The following is a 16,578-nucleotide window of genomic DNA, read 5'->3' as shown; positions in this document are numbered from 1 at the left end:
TGTCGTGACTGCGCGGCTCAGCCGAGGTCGGGTGCGTGCATGGCACGCACTCCCTCGATGTTGCCGTCCAGATAGTGCCGCAGTGACAGCGGCACGAGGTGGACGGAGGCGATCCCGACCCGGGTGAACGGCACCCTGACGATCTCGTACTCACCGGCGGGCTCGTCGACCTCGGGGCCGTGCCGCAGGGACGGGTCCATGGATTCCAGGTGGCAGACGAAGAAGTGCTGCACCTTCACGCCGGTCGCGCCACCGTCCTCGCCGATGTGCTCCACCGTGTCCACGAAGCAGGGCACCACATCGCTGATCTTGGCGCCGAGTTCCTCGTACACCTCGCGGTGCAGGGCGTCCACAACGGTGGTGTCGTCCGCCTCGACCCCGCCTCCGGGAGTTACCCAGTAGGGGTCGACGCCGGGCTTGGTCCGCTTGATCAGGATCAGGTGGTCGCCGTCCAGCAGAACGGCGCGTGCGGTGCGCTTGACCACGGGTCGGACGGTCATGGGAGAAATGTGGCCCGGCTGGTTCCACGTGAAACATCGCGACGCACCCCCGGTTCGCGAGTCCACCGGCTCAGTTCCAGTCGGCGGCCGCGCGCAGCAGCCACTCGTGGGCCCGGGCGATGTGCGGCATCGCCAACGTGCCGGTACGCACCACCAGGAAATACGTCCGCAACGGCGGCACCGGCGGATCATGCAGGGCGACGATGTCGCCGTGTTCCAGCGCCTCCGCGCACAGATAGCGGGGCAGCACGGCGAGTCCGGCGCCCGCGACCGTGCAGGCGAGAACCGCACGCAGGTCGGGAGCGACGACTGTGCCCGGGGCGGCCGGGCGGGCATCGAAGACGGAGGCCCAGTAGCGGGCCACGAAGGGCAGCGATTCGTGCACCTCGACCACGGGGACGTCTTCCAGAGCGGGCGCGTCGGCGCTGTCCAGCTTTTCGACACCGGCGCGCTCCGCCCAGTCGGGCGCGGCGACCAGAACGTGTTCCTCGTCGCAGAGCGCAGTCGCCGTAAGGAGTGCGCCGCGGGGACGGGCCGTGCCGATGGCCAGATCGTGATGCCCGGCGGCCAGGCCCTCCAGGGTTTCCTCGGCGTTCCCGAACGAGGCGCGCAGGGCGAAGACCTGTCCGTCCTCGCCGGTGAGCTCGGTGAGCGCGGGCAGCGCCCGTTCGGCAGTGAACTCGGGCGGTCCGGCCAGGTGCAGGGTGCGCAGGGAGGAGTCGTCCTCCAGCCCGGTCTCGGCGACCTCCACCAGGGCGTCCAGATGCGGTGCGGCCTTGTGGGCGAGTTCGTCGCCGATGGTCGTCGGGGTCACGCCGCGGGCCTGCCGAAGGAACAGCGGGCGGCCGAGCTGGCGTTCCAGCGTACGGATCTGCGAGGTGACGGCGGGCTGGGAGAGGCCGAGCAGGGCGGCCGCGCGGGTGAAGGAACCGGCCCGGTGCACGGTGACGAAGGTGCGCAGCAAGGCCAGATCCACGGAAAGCCCGTCCCCTCTTCTGCTCTTCTCCAGCCCCCGGCGGACCCAACTATAAATATGTCGATAGGTCGCTGTCGCTACTGTGATTGGACACTGACACACAGTCAACTAGCCTTGGTCGCGCGGTTCTTCGCGCGGGGAACCGGAGGACGGTCCGAGCCACGAGGGGGGAGGCTCGGACCGTCCGTCGCACCCGGCCGGGCCCGGCCGGTGAGGGTACGAAGGGGCTGCGCGGCGGCGTCAGCCCGCCGATTCGTCCAGCGCCCGCAGCAGATCGGCCACCAGGTCGTCGGGATCCTCCGCGCCCACCGAAAGCCGCACGAAGCCCTCCGGCACCGCGTCCCCGCCCCACCGTCCGCGCCGCTCGGCGGTGGAACGCACTCCGCCGAAGCTCGTCGCGCCCTCCACCAGGCGCAGCGCATCGAGGAAACGATCGGCACGCGCGCGCGTGGACAGCGTGAAGGACACGACACACCCGTAGCGCAGCATCTGCTGCGAAGCGATCTTGTGCGAGGGGTCGCCGGGCAGCCCCGGATACCGCAGCCCGGTGATCTCGGGCCGTGTCCGCAGCGCCTCGGCGACCTTGAGGGCGGTGGCGTCCTGCCGGTCCACCCGTAGCTGGAGCGTGGCGATCGAGCGGTGCGCGAGCCAGGCCTCCATCGGGCCGGGAATCGCTCCGACGATCTTGCGCCATCGCCGTACGGCCGTCATCGCCCCGGCGTCACGGCCGGCCACGTAGCCCAGGAGGACGTCGCCGTGGCCGGTGAGCTGCTTGGTGCCGCTGGCCACCGAGAAGTCGGCGCCCAGCTCCAACGGGCGCTGCCCGAGCGGCGTGGCGAGGGTGTTGTCGACGGCGACCAGGGCCCCGCGCGCGTGTGCCGCCTCGACGAGCCGGCGTACGTCGCACACGTCGAGCCCCGGGTTCGACGGCGTCTCGATCCACAGCAGCTTCGCCCCGTCCAGGACGTCGAGCTGGGCGTCCCCGCCGGTCGGCGCGGTGCGCACCTCGATGCCGTAGGCCTCCAGCTGCGCGCGGACCAGCGGGAGCGCCTGGTAGCCGTCGTCGGGCAGGACGGCCGTGTCCCCGGCCCGCAGCTGGGAGAAGAGCACCGAGGAGATCGCGGCCATGCCCGAGGCGAACACGAGCGTCTCGACGCCGGTGCGCCCGGGGTCCTCCAGCTCGCCGATGGCGCGCTCGAGGTGGGTCCAGGTCGGGTTCTCGTCACGGCCGTAGGTGTACGGACCGGTCGGGTCGCCCGGCAGGTGGAAGTGGGCGGCGAACACGGGGCCGGGCAGGGTCGGCTCGTGCTTGACGGGTTCGGGCAGCCCGGCGCGTACCGCGCGCGTGCCGTCACCGGGGCCGGAAGCGGGTCTCCCCGTGCCCGTACCTGCTCTGTCGTTCGTAGCGGAATCGCTCATGCCGCCCGTCCTTCCACTTGCTCTCGTACCGCGGCGAGCAGTCCGGTGCTCGCCGCCTTGACCATCTCAAGGCACTCCTCGAAGCCGTCCACGCCCCCGTAGTACGGGTCCGGGACGTCCAGGTCACCGCTGTCGGCGGCGGGGTCGTACGACCGCAGCAGGCGGACCTTGGCCGCGTCCTGCTCCGTGGGCGCGAGCCGTCGCAGGGCCCGCAGGTGCCCGGCGTCGAGGGCGATGACGAGGTCGAGGCGGGAGAACCAGGACTGCCGGAACCGGCGGGCCCGGTGATCGAGTTCGTAGCCGTTCTCCGCGAGGACGGCCACGGTGCGCGGGTCGGCGCCCTCGCCCTCGTGCCAGCCGCCGGTGCCGGCGCTGTCGGCCTCGACCCGGTCGTCGAGCCCGGCGTCCGCCACGCGCGCGTGGAAGACGGCCTCGGCCATCGGGGAGCGGCAGATGTTGCCCGTGCACACGAAGCAGACGCGGTAGGTCATCGCGATCAGTCCCCGTCGGGCAGAAACGCGTTGAGGGCCCAGGAGACGATCGAGATGATCAGTCCGCCCAGAACGGCGGTCCAGAACCCGTCGACGTGGAAACTCAGATCGAGCTTGTCGGCCACCCACGACGTGAGCAACAGCATCAGCGCGTTGACCACCAGCGTGAACAGGCCGAGGGTCAGGATGAACAGCGGGAAGGTCAGCACCTGCACGATCGGCTTCACCAGCATGTTGACCAGGCCGAAGACCAGGGCGACCACGATCAGTGTGACGACCTTCTCCCCGGTGCTGCCCCCGGTGAGGGTGATCTTGTCGAGCAGCCACACGGCGACGGCGAGGGCGCCAGCGTTGGCGATCGTCTTGACTAGGAAATTCTTCATGTGTCTGATCGTGGCAGACGCGGTCGGACACGAACGGTGAGGCAGGGGCGGACGAGGCGATGAAGGCATTCCGGCTGGACGAACTGGAGGCGGAGCGCGCCGCCAACGATGGTGCCTACCTGCAGTTCCTGCGGGAGCGGAACATGTCGGTCGGTCTGTACGCCCTCGACGCGGGAACGACCGACCCGCAGAAGCCGCACGCGCAGGACGAGGTGTACTTCGTGGTGAGCGGGCGGGCCGCGATCACCGTGGGCATGGAGACCACCCAGGTCGCCCGCGGCAGCGTGGTCTACGTGCCGGCGGGGGTCGCCCACAAGTTCCACCACATCGCCGAGGACCTGCGGGTTCTGGTGATGTTCTCTCCACCGGAGAGCTGAGCCCGACCCCCGGGGTTCCCTAGGGGATCGGTCAGGGGGAGACAAGGGATGCGAGGGCCCTGCCGGGACCCTCGCGGCTCTAGCATCGAGTGCAGGACATCAGAGGATTCCCAGCGGGCGACCGGGCCGACGAAGGGCCCGGCACTCGGACGGGCGGAGAGGTAAGGACGAGGGCGATGCGAGAGATCTTCACGGGACTGCCGTGGTGGGTGAAGTGGATCGCGGTGCCGGTCATCGCTCTGGTCGTGTTCGGCGGGCTGATCGCCAGCGTGGTCGGGTTCGTGATCGGACTGCTGTTCAAGCTGCTGGTCTTCGTCGCGCTCGTCGGCGGACTGATCTACGTCGTACGCAAGTTCATGTCGAGCTCGTCGTCGCGCAGCGACTGGTGAGAGCAGAGGGACACCGGTGGCGGTAACAGGAACCACCGGTTCCCTCGGGCGGGGGAAGTTTCCCGGACGGGCCGTCGGCGAGCGGTGACCGGCGGTTAGAGTCCGGAACTCCACGCGGGGGCGACCTCGCGAACGGCGTACACCCCCACCCGTGTTCCCCGCACGGGCTGCCCCTCGCGTTCCGGGAGTGACCCTTGGCCACGGCTGACACCGCATTCGCCCCGCTGCACACCCTTCCCGTGCAGCCCTGCCCGACGCCTCGGACACCCCCAGCGCCACCCTCCGCCGACCCGCCTTCCGCGACGCTCATCGGCTCCGTACAGCGGGCGATGCGTCTCCTCGAGTGCGTCGCCGAGCACGAGTACGGCGCCCCCGCCAAGCAACTGGCCCGCGAGACACGGCTGGCACTGCCCACGGCGTACCACCTGCTGCGCACCCTGGTCCACGAGGGCTACCTGCGCCGGGAGAAGGGGCTGTTCTTCCTCGGTGACGCCGCCGAGCAGCTGAGCAGCAGTGGGGCCGAGCAGAAACGTCGCAGCACGGTGGTCGACACACTGGCGCGCTGGCGGGACGCGATCGGTGTCCCCGTGTACTACGCCATGTACCGGGACGGCGAGATCGAGATCATGTGCGTCTCCGACACCCCGGGCAATCCGGCGGTCGAGGAGTGGGCGGACTTCCGCGAGACCGGGCACGCGCACGCCATCGGGCAGTGCCTGCTGTCCCAGCTCGACGAGGACGCCCGCCGCGACCACCTGGACCGCTACCCCGTGCGGCCGCTCACGCCGTACACGGTGCGTGACGGACACAGTCTGCTGAAACGGCTGGAACGCACGCGGCGGATGACGCCGGTGACCGAGCGCCAGGAGTACGCCCTGGGGACGGTCTGCGCGGCGATCCCGATCACCGTCGGCACCACGGCCGCGACGATGGCCATCTCCCTGCCGCTTCATCAGGCGGACCGGGTGCTGCCCGCGGCGCAGCGGTTGCAGAACGAGGTGGGGCGGCTTCTGGGGTCGCTCGCGATCTCTATCAGTATCTGAAAACTCACTCCTTGTGATCTGGTGTGTACGTTGAGCAAGATGCCACCAGTGTTAGAGGTTTGATTCCCGGCCAGTCGACGGCGAATGACGGGGTAGGCGATGGGCGAGTCCGTACAGGCAGAGGTCATGATGAGCTTTCTCGTGTCCGAGGAGCTCTCTTTCCGCATTCCGGTGGAGCTGCGCTACGAGACCCGTGATCCCTATGCCGTGCGCCTGACCTTCCATCTGCCCGGGGACGCGCCGGTGACCTGGGCCTTCGGCCGGGAGTTGCTGGTCGACGGGGTGGGCCGGCCGTGCGGCGACGGGGACGTGCGCATCGCACCGGTCGATCCGGAACCGCTCGCCGAGGTGCTGATCCGCCTTCAGGTCGGCGGCGACCAGGCGCTGTTCCGCTCCTCCGCGGCACCTCTGGTCGCCTTCCTCGACCGCACCGACAAGCTGGTGCCACTGGGCCAGGAGGGTGCGCTCGCCGACTTCGACACCCACCTCGACGAGGCCCTGGACCGCATCCTGGCGGAGGAACAGAGCGCAGGGTGAACCGTTACGGCAGCCCTGCGGCGGTGCCGTAACGCTTCGCCGGGCGCGTCAGCGCTTGCGGCGACGGCCCCGCCCGCCACGTGCCGGCGCTGTCGCGCCCGTCCCCGGCGCCGCCCCCGCGGCCTGGGCCGGCCGGTCGGCGGGCCGGTCCGCCGCCACGACCAGAGCAGCCAGGGCGGTGGTGACCGGCACGGACGCCACCAGGCCGATCGAGCCGACCAGCGTCCGCACGATCTCCTCCGCGACCAACTCGCTGTTGGCGACCGTCCCCACACCGCTCTGCGCGATCGAGAACAGCAGCAGCAGGGGCAGCGCGGCGCCCGCGTAGGCGAGGACGAGAGTGTTGACGACCGAGGCGATGTGGTCGCGACCGATGCGGATGCCCGCGCGGTACAGCCCGCGCCGGCCCATCGTCGGGTTGGCCTCGTGCAGTTCCCAGACCGCCGACGTCTGGGTGACCGTCACGTCGTCGAGGACACCGAGCGAACCGATGATGACCCCGGCGAGCAGCAGGCCGCTCATGTCGATCGACGGATACAGGCCGTGGATGAGACCGGTGTTGTCGTCCGTGTTGCCGGTGAGCGCGGCCCAGCCGATGAACAGCGATCCGAGGAGACCGATCAGCAACAACGAGATCAGGGTGCCCAGCACCGCCACGGACGTACGGGCCGACAGCCCGTGGCACAGGTACAAGGCGATCAGCATGATGGCGCTGGACCCGACCACCGCGACGACCAGTGGGTTCGAGCCCTGAAGGATCGCGGGCAGGATGAAGAAGTTCAGCAGCAGGAAGCTGATGGCCAGCGAGACCAGCGCCATGAGGCCGCGCAGCCGTCCGACGACCACGACGGCGAGGGCGAAGATGCCGGCGAGCAGGGCCAGGGGGAGTCGGCGGTTGATGTCGGTCACCGAGTACTGCAGGTCCTCGGGCGCGGACGGCTCGTAGGCGACCACGACCTTCTGGCCCTCGTGCAACTGCCGTGACTGGTCCGGCTGCACGATCTCGGTGAACGTACGGCCCTTGCCCTCGCCGGTGTCGACGCGGATCGTCGCCCGCTTGCAGTCGCCGTTCGCCTGCTGCACCGCGGAGGAACCCTCGGCGGTGGACGTGTCGCCGGTCGGAGTACCGCCCGAGGCGTTGACCGACTGACAGCTCAGCTCGACCACCTTGGTGACGGTGGCCTGCTGGGTCTGCCGGTCGAAGCCGACCCCGGTGCGCTCGTGCGGCGGCGCACCGCCCGGCCACAGCACCGCGAGCCCGACCACCACCGCCGCGGCGAAGGGGATCAGGATCGCGGCGATGACCTTGCGCAGATGCCGGGAGACGGGCGCCGCCGGGCCGTGGCTGTGGGAGTGTCCGTGCCCGCCGCCCGCACCTTGCCCGCCGCCACCTTGCCCGCCGCCACCGTGTCCGTGCCCCGCCTGGCCCGGCCCGTGTCCGTGGCCCGCATCCTGTCTGCCTTCGTGCGCGTCGTGAGCGCCGACGGGGGCGCGGCCGGCTGCACGGCTGTCGCCCTCTTCGGCGTCCGGTCCGCGGTGGGGCTCGTGCGGCGGAAAGGGGGGATGCTGCGGTGTGGTCACCGCCCGATCATCGCAAGAACGAGGGGGGCCCTCTGTTCACCGCGCCCGAATGGGCGCTAGCGTGGAGCCACCTTTGTACACGCGGGAGCTCGGAGCACCGGGCTGAGAGGGCGCTGACCTCCGTCCCAGCGATGTTTCACGGGAAACGTCACCGAAGTCGAGTGACGTATCCCACGAAGCGTCGACAGACGGAATCCGCTGCGTCGACCGCCGAACCTGTTACCGGGTAATGCCGGCGTAGGGAGTAGGTCTCATGACCATCAAGGACGCACGCACGCCTGCCTCCACGCAGAACTCCGCCCAGGAGGAGACCGCGGAGGCCGGGAAGTCCATCGGCTGGCACAAGGCGTACGTCGAGGGCTCGCGCCCCGATCTGCGGGTGCCGGTCCGTCAGGTGCACCTCACCAACGGGCAGTCCGTCACGCTGTACGACACGTCGGGCCCGTACACCGATCCGCTCGTCGACACCGACGTCCGCAGGGGACTCGCGCCGCTGCGGGAGAACTGGATCATCGCCCGCGGGGACACCGCGGAGTACGCGGGCCGTCCCGTCCGCCCCGAGGACGACGGACTCAAGCACACCTCGCCGCGCGGCGGCCTGCGCAACCTCGACGCCGTCTTCCCCGGACGGCCGCGCCAACCGCGCAGGGGGCGGGACGGCACCGCGGTGACGCAACTCGCGTACGCACGCCGCGGCGAGATCACCCCGGAGATGGAGTACGTGGCCATCCGGGAGAACGTCTCGCCGGAAGTGGTCCGCGAGGAGATCGCGGCGGGACGTGCGGTACTGCCCGCCAACGTCAACCACCCCGAAATCGAGCCGATGATCATCGGCAAGCGGTTCCTGGTGAAGGTCAACGCCAACATCGGCAACTCGGCGGTGACGTCCTCCATCGAGGAGGAGGTCGACAAGATGACCTGGGCGACCCGGTGGGGCGCCGACACGGTCATGGACCTCTCCACCGGCCGCAACATCCACACGACCCGCGAGTGGGTGCTGCGCAACTCCCCCGTCCCCATCGGGACCGTCCCGCTCTACCAGGCCCTGGAGAAGGTCGACGGCCGGGCCGAGGAGCTGACCTGGGAGATCTACAAGGACACGGTCATCGAACAGGCCGAGCAGGGCGTGGACTACATGACGGTCCACGCGGGCGTTCGCCTGGCGTACGTGCCGCTGACCGCGAACCGCAAGACCGGCATCGTCTCGCGCGGCGGCTCGATCATGGCGGCGTGGTGCCTGGCGCACCACAAGGAGTCGTTCCTGTACGAGAACTTCGAGGAACTCTGCGAGATCCTCGCCGCCTACGACGTCACGTACTCCCTCGGCGACGGCCTGCGCCCGGGCTCGATCGCGGACGCCAACGACGAGGCGCAGTTCGCCGAATTGCGCACACTCGGGGAACTCAACCGGATCGCCAAGCGTTTGAACGTACAGACCATGATCGAGGGCCCGGGACATGTCCCGATGCACAAGATCAAGGAGAACATCGACCTTCAGCAGGAGATCTGCGATGAAGCTCCATTCTATACGCTCGGCCCGCTGACGACGGACGTCGCGCCAGCGTACGACCACATCACCTCCGGCATCGGTGCCGCGATGATCGCCTGGTGGGGCACGGCCATGCTCTGCTACGTCACGCCCAAGGAACACCTGGGCCTGCCCAACCGTGACGACGTCAAGACCGGCGTCATCACCTACAAGATCGCCGCCCATGCCGCCGACCTCGCCAAGGGTCACCCAGGTGCACAGGAGTGGGACGACGCGCTGTCCGACGCCCGGTTCGAGTTCCGGTGGGAGGACCAGTTCAACCTGGCCCTCGACCCGGACACGGCACGGGAGTTCCACGACGAGACCCTGCCGGCCGAGCCCGCGAAGACGGCCCACTTCTGCTCCATGTGCGGGCCCAAGTTCTGCTCCATGAAGATCTCGCAGGACATTCGCCGGGAGCACGGGGGAAGCAAGGCCGAGATCGAGGAGGGCATGGCGCAGAAGTCGCAGGAATTCGCGGCGGCGGGCAACCGCGTGTACTTGCCGATCGCGGACTGAGCGGACTGAGCGGACTGGAGTGAGGAGGGGAGGGGACAGGCCGTGGGGGCCGCCCTCTCCCCGCCGGGGGGTCCCGCTCGGCAGACTGGGCGCATGACAGCCACCTCCCTCAGCAAGGGTGCCAACGTCGCCGTCGACTTCCCCGCGGTGCGCGTCGAACTCGTCTGGTCCGCCGGGCCGGGTGTCCCCGAGGTCGACGCCTCCGCGCTGCTGCTCACCTCGGCCGGACGGGTGCGGGACGACGCTGACTTCGTCTTCTACAACCAGCCCCGTCACACGTCCGGCGCGGTGCGGCACCTGGGCAAGCGGGGTGCTCCCGGTGCGGACGCGGGTGTCACGACCGACGCCGTCGAGGTGGACCTGCACTCGGTGGAACCGGCCGTCGAACGCATCGCCCTGTGCGCCTCGGCGGACGGCGGGACGTTCGGCCGGGTTCCGGGGCTGTCGCTGCGGTTGCTGGACGCCGGGGCCGGCACCGAGCTGGCCAGGTTCGACATGACGGCAGGGACGGAGACCGCGTTGGTGGGCGGCGAGCTGTACCGGCGCCAGGGGAAGTGGAAGTTCCGCGCGGTCGGCCAGGGATACGCCTCCGGACTCGCGGGGCTGGCCACCGACTTCGGCATCTCCGTGGACGACGCTCCCCCGGCGGCAGCCGCACCGCAGACTGCCGCCCCGGACGCCCCGGATGCCCAGGCCGCCGTACCGCCTGCGGCAACGGCTCCCCCGACGCCCGCGCCACCCGCACCCGTACCACCGCCGGCTCCCACGGCGCCGCCCGTAGCGCCGACGCCGTCCTCGGACTCCACCGGCCCCCGTCTCACCAAGGGTGAGGACCGGCTGCCCGTGGACATGCGCAAGCGGCTGTCCCTGCGCAAGGAGCAGGTGGCGGTCAGCCTGAGCAAGCACGGGGCGGCCGGCGTCACCGCGCGCGTCGTGCTCGTACTGGACGCCTCCGGGTCCATGTCCCTCCTCTACTCCAAGGGCGTGGTCGCGGACGTCGTGGAGCGGATGGCCGCCGTCGCCGCGCAGCTGGACGACGACGGGGAGATGCAGGCATGGACCTTCGCCTCCAACCCGGCGCGGCTGCCCGACCTGCGTCTGGGCGAGCTGCCCGCATGGCTGCGGCTGCACGTACGCGTGGGGGAGATCAGTCTGTTCCGCCGGGGCAGGAAGAAGGGCCTGCACCCCGAGCAGGTGGACATGCGGGCGGTCGGTATCCAGAACGAGGAGCAGAAGGTGATCGCCGAGGTCCGTGCCTTCGTCCGGGACAACCCTGCACCGGTTCCGACCCTGGTGCTGTTCTTCTCCGACGGCGGCGTCTACCGCGACGCCGAGATCGAGCGGGAGCTGCGCAAGGCCGTGGAGGAGCCGGTCTTCTGGCAGTTCGTGGGGCTCGGGCGCGCCAGCTACGGGGTGCTGGAGCGTTTCGACACCCTGCCGGGCCGTCGCGTCGACAATGTCGGCTTCTTCGCCGTCGACGACATCGGCACCGTACCGGACCCGGAGCTGTACGACCGCCTGCTCTCCGAGTTCCCGTCCTGGATCACTGCCGCCGGCCGGGCGGGCATCCTCTGACGCGCTGCCCGCCCGTGCCGGTGGCTATTCGGGACGGTGTTCCGGGCCGCCGTAGTCCGGGCTGCTGTAGTCCGGGCTGGAGTAGCTCGGGCGAGGACCCGCCTCGGGGCCGCCGTCGGGACTGGTGAACCCGGGACGGCCGTAGCCGAGGTGCGGCATACGGCTGCCCGGGGCGGCCGGTCCCGTGCGGTGCAGCACGGCCGTGCCCGGTTCGGTGAGCGCCTCCCGCAGGAAGGGCAGGATGCCGCGTTCCAGCAGGGCGTCGTGCCAGGCGTCCCTGGCCCGGGCCACCTCCTCGTCGCGTGCGCTGTAGAAGCCGGACTCGGCCGAGGGGCGGTTGCGCAGGGCGGTGAGCAGCAGCCCCACCGCGGCGACGAGGATCGCCACCGCGGTCACGGCGCCGAACACCCATCCCGTGGTGAGCATGGTCCGCGCGAAGGTCTGCTCCGGGTCGAGCATCTTCAGGAGGTAGCCGACCAGCAGGAAGATCGCTGCGGCGGTGCCGGCCAGGACCGGCGCCAGGACGGCGACGACGGCGACGGCCCCCGCACCGGTCGCCTCGGCCATCTCGCCCATGGTGGCGGCGAGGCCCCCCGCGCCCGTGCCCTGCTCCTGGGAGCCGGGTTCGCGCTCGGCGGGCGTCGACGGGCCCGAGGGCGCCGGGTGGCGCAGTTCCTCGCGGACCTTCACGTAGTGCTGGTACTCGGTCGTGGCCGCCGCCGTGATGAGGGCGGTGGCGTTGAGTGCCATGGTGCGCAGTTGTTCGGAGTTGAGCCGCTGTCCGACAGCGGCCAGTTCCGGGCGGTGTGGTGCGGAGCGCAGCGCCTCGTCGAGGATCCGCTCGTACTCTTGGCGGTCCTCGTTCGACAGGTGCTGCGGAACGCTGTTCATGTGCATCCCCCGATGCTCCGTAGGGCTTGGGGCTCGCATGCCAACGAGCCGTCGGGCAGAAACGGAGGGGAGCCTGCTACGGATAAGCCGATGGTAGAGCGGTGACGGTGGGCGGTGACAGGGGGTTTCCAGAAATTGGGTGCCGGTCCGTACCGACGCCGCCGCCGAAAACCCCTCCGGAAGAACGGTCAGGCGTCGAGCGGAAGTTGCTGGACCAGCAGCTTTCCGGCCATGGTCACGCCGCCGTCCATCGCGATGGCCAGCCCGTCCGCGTAGACGTGCGGTCCCTCGACCGCGGTACGGGTGTCGTCCTCGCCGTCCTCGGAGCCGACTTCGCCCAGCAGATAGGGGATGGGGCTGTGGCCGTGAACGATCCGGGTGCCGCCGTACGTATCCAGCAGTGAACGCACGGCGTCGGCGCCGCCCTCGTCGCGGAAGGAGAACCGCTTGGTGAACTTGCGGAACAGGTCCCAGACCTCCTCCGCGTCGTTGCGTGTGAGCGCCTCGCGGACGGTGTCGTTGACCTCTTCGATGGAACGGCCGTAGTCGAGGTAGGTGGTGGCGTCCGAGTGGACCAGGAGGTGGTCGTCGACCTCTTCCATGGCGTCGAGGCGGGCCATCCACTGCAGGTGGTGGTCCTGAAGGCGGTCCATGTCGGTCTTCTGGCCGCCGTTCAGCAGCCAGGCGGCCTGGAAGGTGGCGGTGCCCGCGCCGGAGTTGACGGGCGTGTCGCCGAACCGCTTGGCGCCGAGGAGCAGCAGTTCGTGGTTGCCCATCAGTGCCTTGCAGTAGCCGCCGGCCGCGGCGGCCTCCGCGGACAGTCGCATCACCAGGTCGATGACGCCGATGCCGTCCGGGCCGCGGTCGGTGAAGTCTCCGAGGAACCACAGGCGCGAGGTGCCCGCGCACCACTGGCCCTCGTCGTCGACGAGGCCCTTCTCCCGCAGGGCGGCCAGCAGCTCGTCGAGGTAGCCGTGCACGTCGCCGACGACGAACAGCGGACCCTGGCCGGTGGCCGGCTGCTGCACCACGACCGGCTCGGGGTCGACGGCGACCTGAACCGTGTCACCCCGACGGATGACGGGCAGATCCCGCTGAGTGGGTGTGTACCCGTCCGGAGCGGCCTCCTCGTGCCCCTCCTCGGAGGGGGGAGCGGCCTCGCCCGCGTGTGTGCCGGTGGTGGCGTACGGAGCGGTCTCGTGGACGTACGCGGGTACCCGGAAGTCGCGCACCGTCGCCGTCCGTTCCGCCTCGGGTCCCTGACCGGCCCCCTGAGTCATCGACCCCTCCACCATCGCGCCGCATCTGCACCGCTTCGGACTGCCTGGTCGCAGCGGCCCGCGGTGTGTGGGCCCATCATAGGAATGCGGATCGCGCTGTGTGATGACCCAGGGGTAGTGAATCAGAACAGGACCCCGGTTCACCGCGGCTTTCGCCCCGATTGGGCCTGGCTTCGACCGTCCCCGACGGCGGTGTGATCTGCTCACGACGTGCCGGGGTGCCGTCTCGGCCGCCCCCGCCGCCGCTTCCGTCCGGTAGGTGGCCTCGCCCGCGCGGGGCGGCCGCCGCTCCCGAGCGGGCGCGTCGGCCGGCCCTCGCCCCCCGCTCCCCGGGCGGCGGCCCTACTCGCCCTCGGGTGAACGCGGGGGGCTGACCGTCGTGCGCGGAGGGCGGCGCTGCGACGAGGTACGCACGATCAGTTCGGTCGGTATCACCTGCTCGACCGGCTCGTCGGAGTGGAGCCCCTCGATCGCGTCGATGAGGACCTGGATCACGGCCGTGCCGATGCGGCGGGGCTTCAGCGAGAGGGTGGTGATGGGCGGCTCGGTGCTGGCGTACACGGTGGACTCGCTGCAGCAGACCAGCAGCAGGTCTTCGGGGACGCGCAGCCCGTAGCGGCGGGCCGCGGCGAGCAGGTCCGTGCCGTTCGGGTCGAACAGGCCGTAGACGGCGTCGGGCCGGTCGGGGCGGGCGAGCAGCCGGTCGGCGGCGACCGCTCCGGCGCACGGGTCGTGCGCGGGGTAGGCCTCGTAGACCGGGTCCTGGCCGACGCGCTCGCACCAGCGCAGGTAGGCGGTGGTCGACAGATGGGTGTACGTGTCGGTCGTGGTGCCGGTGAGCAGGCCGATCCTGCGGGCGCCGGCGTCGGCGAGGTGGTCGAGGATGCCGAGTACGGCCGCCTCGTGGTCGTTGTCGACCCAGGCGGTGACGGGGAGCGAACCGGCCGGGCGGCCGTCGGAGACGACGGGTAAACCCTGGCGTACCAGTTCGCTGACGACCGGGTCGTGGTCCGAGGGGTCGATGACGACCGTGCCGTCGAGCGCGACGTTTGACCACACGTCGTGACGGGAGGTCGCCGGGAGGATGACGAGGGCGTAGCCGCGAGCGAGCGCGGCGGACGTGGCGGCGCGCGCCATCTCGGCGAAGTACGCGAACTCGGTGAAGGTGAAAGGTTCATCCCCGTACGTCGTCACGGTCAGGCCGATGAGTCCGGACTTGCCGGTGCGGAGCGTGCGGGCGGCGGCCGAGGGCCGGTAGCCCAGTCGGTCGGCGACCTCGCGCACGTGGCGCCGGGTGGCATCCGGGAGTCGGCCCTTGCCGTTGAGGGCATCGGAGACGGTAGTGATGGATACTCCGGCGGCGGCGGCCACGTCCCTGATGCCCGCTCGGCCCGGCCGGCTGCCTCGACGTGAGGTTTCCGCGCGGCTCACCTGGTGCTTCCCTGCTGCTGTCATGGCGAGCCGATAGTAGGGCTCATGGGGTGGGGTAGGGCGGACGCATATGCACGCGTTGACAGTCACGTTTCTGCATGATCATTAACGCTGAACAGCCGTGGAAAGCAAGCCAGTTGAGCCCAGTCAACCCATTACCTGACGTGTCAACCAGTGAGGGCCTGCCAAGTGGCAGATGTTGCGAAGAGGTCTCAACTCACCTGCACGAGGGATGCGCGCCACGGCGCGAGCCACCGGCGCGTAGATATATGTGCAGCGCGCCCCCCGAATCGTGCGCCTTCGTCTACTGATGCCCCTGATGCCAGTGTGACGGATGAGGTCTGGTCCCACCTATACGCAGCGGCGTCGAATCCTCTTAAGGTGAGGAGTATTCGATGCCGGTGGTGGTCACGAGGAGGACTGCGGTGAGCGAGAAGAGCCCCAAGCTGCGCGCCGAGCTGGAGGGGATTCCCACCTACAAGCCGGGCAAGCCCGCCGCGGCGGACGGTCCGGTGGCCTACAAGCTGTCCTCCAACGAGAACCCCTATCCGCCCCTGCCGGGTGTGATGGAGACGGTGACGGCCGCCGCCGCGTCCTTCAACCGGTACCCGGACATGGCCTGTACGTCCCTGATGAGCGAGCTGTCGGACCGCTTCGGCGTGCCGCTGTCCCATCTGGCCACCGGCACCGGCTCGGTCGGCGTGGCCCAGCAGCTGATCCAGGCGACCTCGGGCCCCGGCGACGAGGTGATCTACGCCTGGCGCTCCTTCGAGGCGTACCCGATCATCACGCAGATCAGCGGCGCCACGTCCGTGCAGGTGCCGTTGACGCCGGGCGACGTGCACGACCTGGACGCGATGGCGGACGCGATCACCGACCGGACCCGGCTGATCTTCGTCTGCAACCCGAACAACCCGACGGGCACGGTGGTGCGGCGGGCCGAGCTGGAGCGGTTCCTCGACCGGGTGCCGAGCGATGTGCTGGTGGTGCTGGACGAGGCGTACCGCGAGTTCATCCGCGATGCCGAGGTCCCGGACGGCGTCGAGCTCTACCGTGAGCGGCCCAACGTCTGCGTCCTGCGCACCTTCTCCAAGGCCTACGGTCTGGCCGGCCTGCGGGTGGGTTTCGCCATCGCCCACGAGCCGGTGGCGGCGGCGCTGCGCAAGACGGCGGTGCCCTTCGGGGTCAGCCACATCGCGCAGGAGGCCGCGATCGCCTCGCTGCGTGCCGAGGACGAGCTGATCGGCCGGGTCGGCTCGCTGGTGTGCGAGCGCACGCGCGTGGTCGACGCGCTGCGTGCCCAGGGCTGGACGGTGCCCGAGACCCAGGCCAACTTCGTCTGGCTGCGGCTGGGGGAGCACACGGCCGCCTTCGCGCACGCCTGTGAGCAGGGCGGCACGGTCATCCGGCCCTTCGTGGGCGAGGGTGTGCGGGTGACGGTCGGGGAGACCGAGGCGAACGACATCTTCCTGAAGGTGTCGGAAGCGTTCCGCAAGGAGCTGTAGGCCTCACTGCCTGAGAAGAACGACTCGCGGGACGGCATGCGCCGTCCCGCGAGTTCGGCATGTCCCTGGCGCCCGGCGTCGGGGCACCTGTTCAACATTTTGTTCAAGTTCCCGCGAAGGGGTTGACGTCACACGGGACCCCCCTTCCGGTGT

Annotated in this window: 16 protein-coding genes and 1 riboswitch; of the genes, 7 read left to right on the top strand and 9 right to left on the bottom strand. The window is 70.2% G+C overall.

Annotated elements, in window-relative coordinates:
• Positions 1-17 precede the first annotated feature (17 nt).
• The 5 genes from ACGH7X_RS19225 to ACGH7X_RS19205 form a co-directional block, all read right to left on the bottom strand.
• Complete coding sequence (locus tag ACGH7X_RS19225; protein WP_217163145.1) at positions 18-500, bottom strand: NUDIX domain-containing protein; 483 nt, start codon at positions 498-500, stop codon at positions 18-20.
• Positions 501-570: 70 nt separating this feature from the next.
• Positions 571-1,476, bottom strand: coding sequence for a LysR family transcriptional regulator (locus ACGH7X_RS19220; protein WP_399886622.1), 906 nt, complete (start codon positions 1,474-1,476; stop codon positions 571-573).
• Positions 1,477-1,716: 240 nt separating this feature from the next.
• Positions 1,717-2,895: a cystathionine gamma-lyase gene (locus ACGH7X_RS19215; protein WP_399886621.1), complete on the bottom strand. Its 1,179-nt coding sequence runs from the start codon at positions 2,893-2,895 to the stop codon at positions 1,717-1,719.
• Positions 2,892-3,386, bottom strand: a complete 495-nt coding sequence (locus ACGH7X_RS19210; RefSeq protein ID WP_399886620.1) for a low molecular weight protein-tyrosine-phosphatase — start codon at positions 3,384-3,386, stop codon at positions 2,892-2,894. The genes ACGH7X_RS19215 and ACGH7X_RS19210 overlap by 4 nt, the downstream gene beginning before the upstream one ends.
• Before the next feature lie 5 nt (positions 3,387-3,391).
• Complete coding sequence (locus ACGH7X_RS19205; protein ID WP_399886619.1) at positions 3,392-3,769, bottom strand: phage holin family protein; 378 nt, start codon at positions 3,767-3,769, stop codon at positions 3,392-3,394.
• A gap of 59 nt (positions 3,770-3,828) precedes the next feature.
• On the opposite strand from ACGH7X_RS19205, the gene ACGH7X_RS19200 reads away from it, so the two are divergent.
• The 4 genes from ACGH7X_RS19200 to ACGH7X_RS19185 all read left to right on the top strand — a co-directional run bounded on the left by ACGH7X_RS19200 (position 3,829) and on the right by ACGH7X_RS19185 (position 6,115).
• Positions 3,829-4,146, top strand: coding sequence for a cupin domain-containing protein (locus ACGH7X_RS19200; RefSeq protein ID WP_399886618.1), 318 nt, complete (start codon positions 3,829-3,831; stop codon positions 4,144-4,146).
• A gap of 176 nt (positions 4,147-4,322) precedes the next feature.
• On the top strand, positions 4,323-4,535 hold the full coding sequence (locus ACGH7X_RS19195) for a DUF5326 family protein (protein WP_007388908.1): 213 nt from the start codon (positions 4,323-4,325) through the stop codon (positions 4,533-4,535).
• 308 nt (positions 4,536-4,843) lie between these two features.
• Positions 4,844-5,578 (top strand): IclR family transcriptional regulator, encoded by a 735-nt coding sequence (locus tag ACGH7X_RS19190; protein ID WP_399897163.1) that lies wholly within the window; start codon positions 4,844-4,846, stop codon positions 5,576-5,578.
• A 99-nt stretch (positions 5,579-5,677) separates the two neighbouring features.
• Positions 5,678-6,115 (top strand): SsgA family sporulation/cell division regulator, encoded by a 438-nt coding sequence (locus tag ACGH7X_RS19185; protein WP_217163131.1) that lies wholly within the window; start codon positions 5,678-5,680, stop codon positions 6,113-6,115.
• Between the two features lie 48 nt (positions 6,116-6,163).
• Here ACGH7X_RS19185 and ACGH7X_RS19180 read toward each other — a convergent pair whose 3' ends face one another.
• Complete coding sequence (locus ACGH7X_RS19180) at positions 6,164-7,696, bottom strand: YibE/F family protein (RefSeq protein WP_399886617.1); 1,533 nt, start codon at positions 7,694-7,696, stop codon at positions 6,164-6,166.
• Positions 7,697-7,767: 71 nt separating this feature from the next.
• Positions 7,768-7,957: riboswitch (TPP riboswitch) on the top strand.
• Here ACGH7X_RS19180 and thiC point away from each other — a divergent pair.
• Together thiC and ACGH7X_RS19170 are read left to right on the top strand one after the other, a co-directional pair.
• Positions 7,950-9,743, top strand: coding sequence for a phosphomethylpyrimidine synthase ThiC (gene thiC, locus ACGH7X_RS19175; RefSeq protein ID WP_399886616.1), 1,794 nt, complete (start codon positions 7,950-7,952; stop codon positions 9,741-9,743). It overlaps the preceding riboswitch by 8 nt.
• A gap of 93 nt (positions 9,744-9,836) precedes the next feature.
• Entirely contained in the window at positions 9,837-11,318 is a 1,482-nt protein-coding gene (locus ACGH7X_RS19170) for a VWA domain-containing protein (protein WP_399886615.1), read from the top strand.
• Positions 11,319-11,342: 24 nt separating this feature from the next.
• Here ACGH7X_RS19170 and ACGH7X_RS19165 read toward each other — a convergent pair whose 3' ends face one another.
• The 3 genes from ACGH7X_RS19165 to ACGH7X_RS19155 all read right to left on the bottom strand — a co-directional run bounded on the left by ACGH7X_RS19165 (position 11,343) and on the right by ACGH7X_RS19155 (position 14,944).
• Positions 11,343-12,215 (bottom strand): hypothetical protein, encoded by an 873-nt coding sequence (locus tag ACGH7X_RS19165; RefSeq protein ID WP_399886614.1) that lies wholly within the window; start codon positions 12,213-12,215, stop codon positions 11,343-11,345.
• Positions 12,216-12,397: 182 nt separating this feature from the next.
• Positions 12,398-13,504 carry a Ser/Thr/Tyr protein phosphatase SppA gene (gene sppA, locus ACGH7X_RS19160; RefSeq protein ID WP_399886613.1) on the bottom strand — a complete coding sequence of 369 codons (1,107 nt, stop codon included), beginning with the start codon at positions 13,502-13,504 and terminating at the stop codon, positions 12,398-12,400.
• Positions 13,505-13,831: 327 nt separating this feature from the next.
• Positions 13,832-14,944 carry a LacI family DNA-binding transcriptional regulator gene (locus ACGH7X_RS19155; protein ID WP_398326831.1) on the bottom strand — a complete coding sequence of 371 codons (1,113 nt, stop codon included), beginning with the start codon at positions 14,942-14,944 and terminating at the stop codon, positions 13,832-13,834.
• Between the two features lie 401 nt (positions 14,945-15,345).
• Here ACGH7X_RS19155 and hisC point away from each other — a divergent pair, with 401 nt between their 5' ends.
• The gene (gene hisC, locus ACGH7X_RS19150) at positions 15,346-16,425 is read left to right on the top strand and encodes a histidinol-phosphate transaminase (protein WP_399886612.1); all 1,080 of its coding nucleotides are present in this window, start codon (positions 15,346-15,348) and stop codon (positions 16,423-16,425) included.
• Positions 16,426-16,578: the final 153 nt, after the last annotated feature.

The sequence above is a fragment of the Streptomyces sp. BBFR51 genome (assembly GCF_044591655.1).
Classification (GTDB): domain Bacteria; phylum Actinomycetota; class Actinomycetes; order Streptomycetales; family Streptomycetaceae; genus Streptomyces.
Note: the sequence above shows the minus strand (reverse complement) of the source record. Positions and strands in the feature narration are given on the sequence as shown.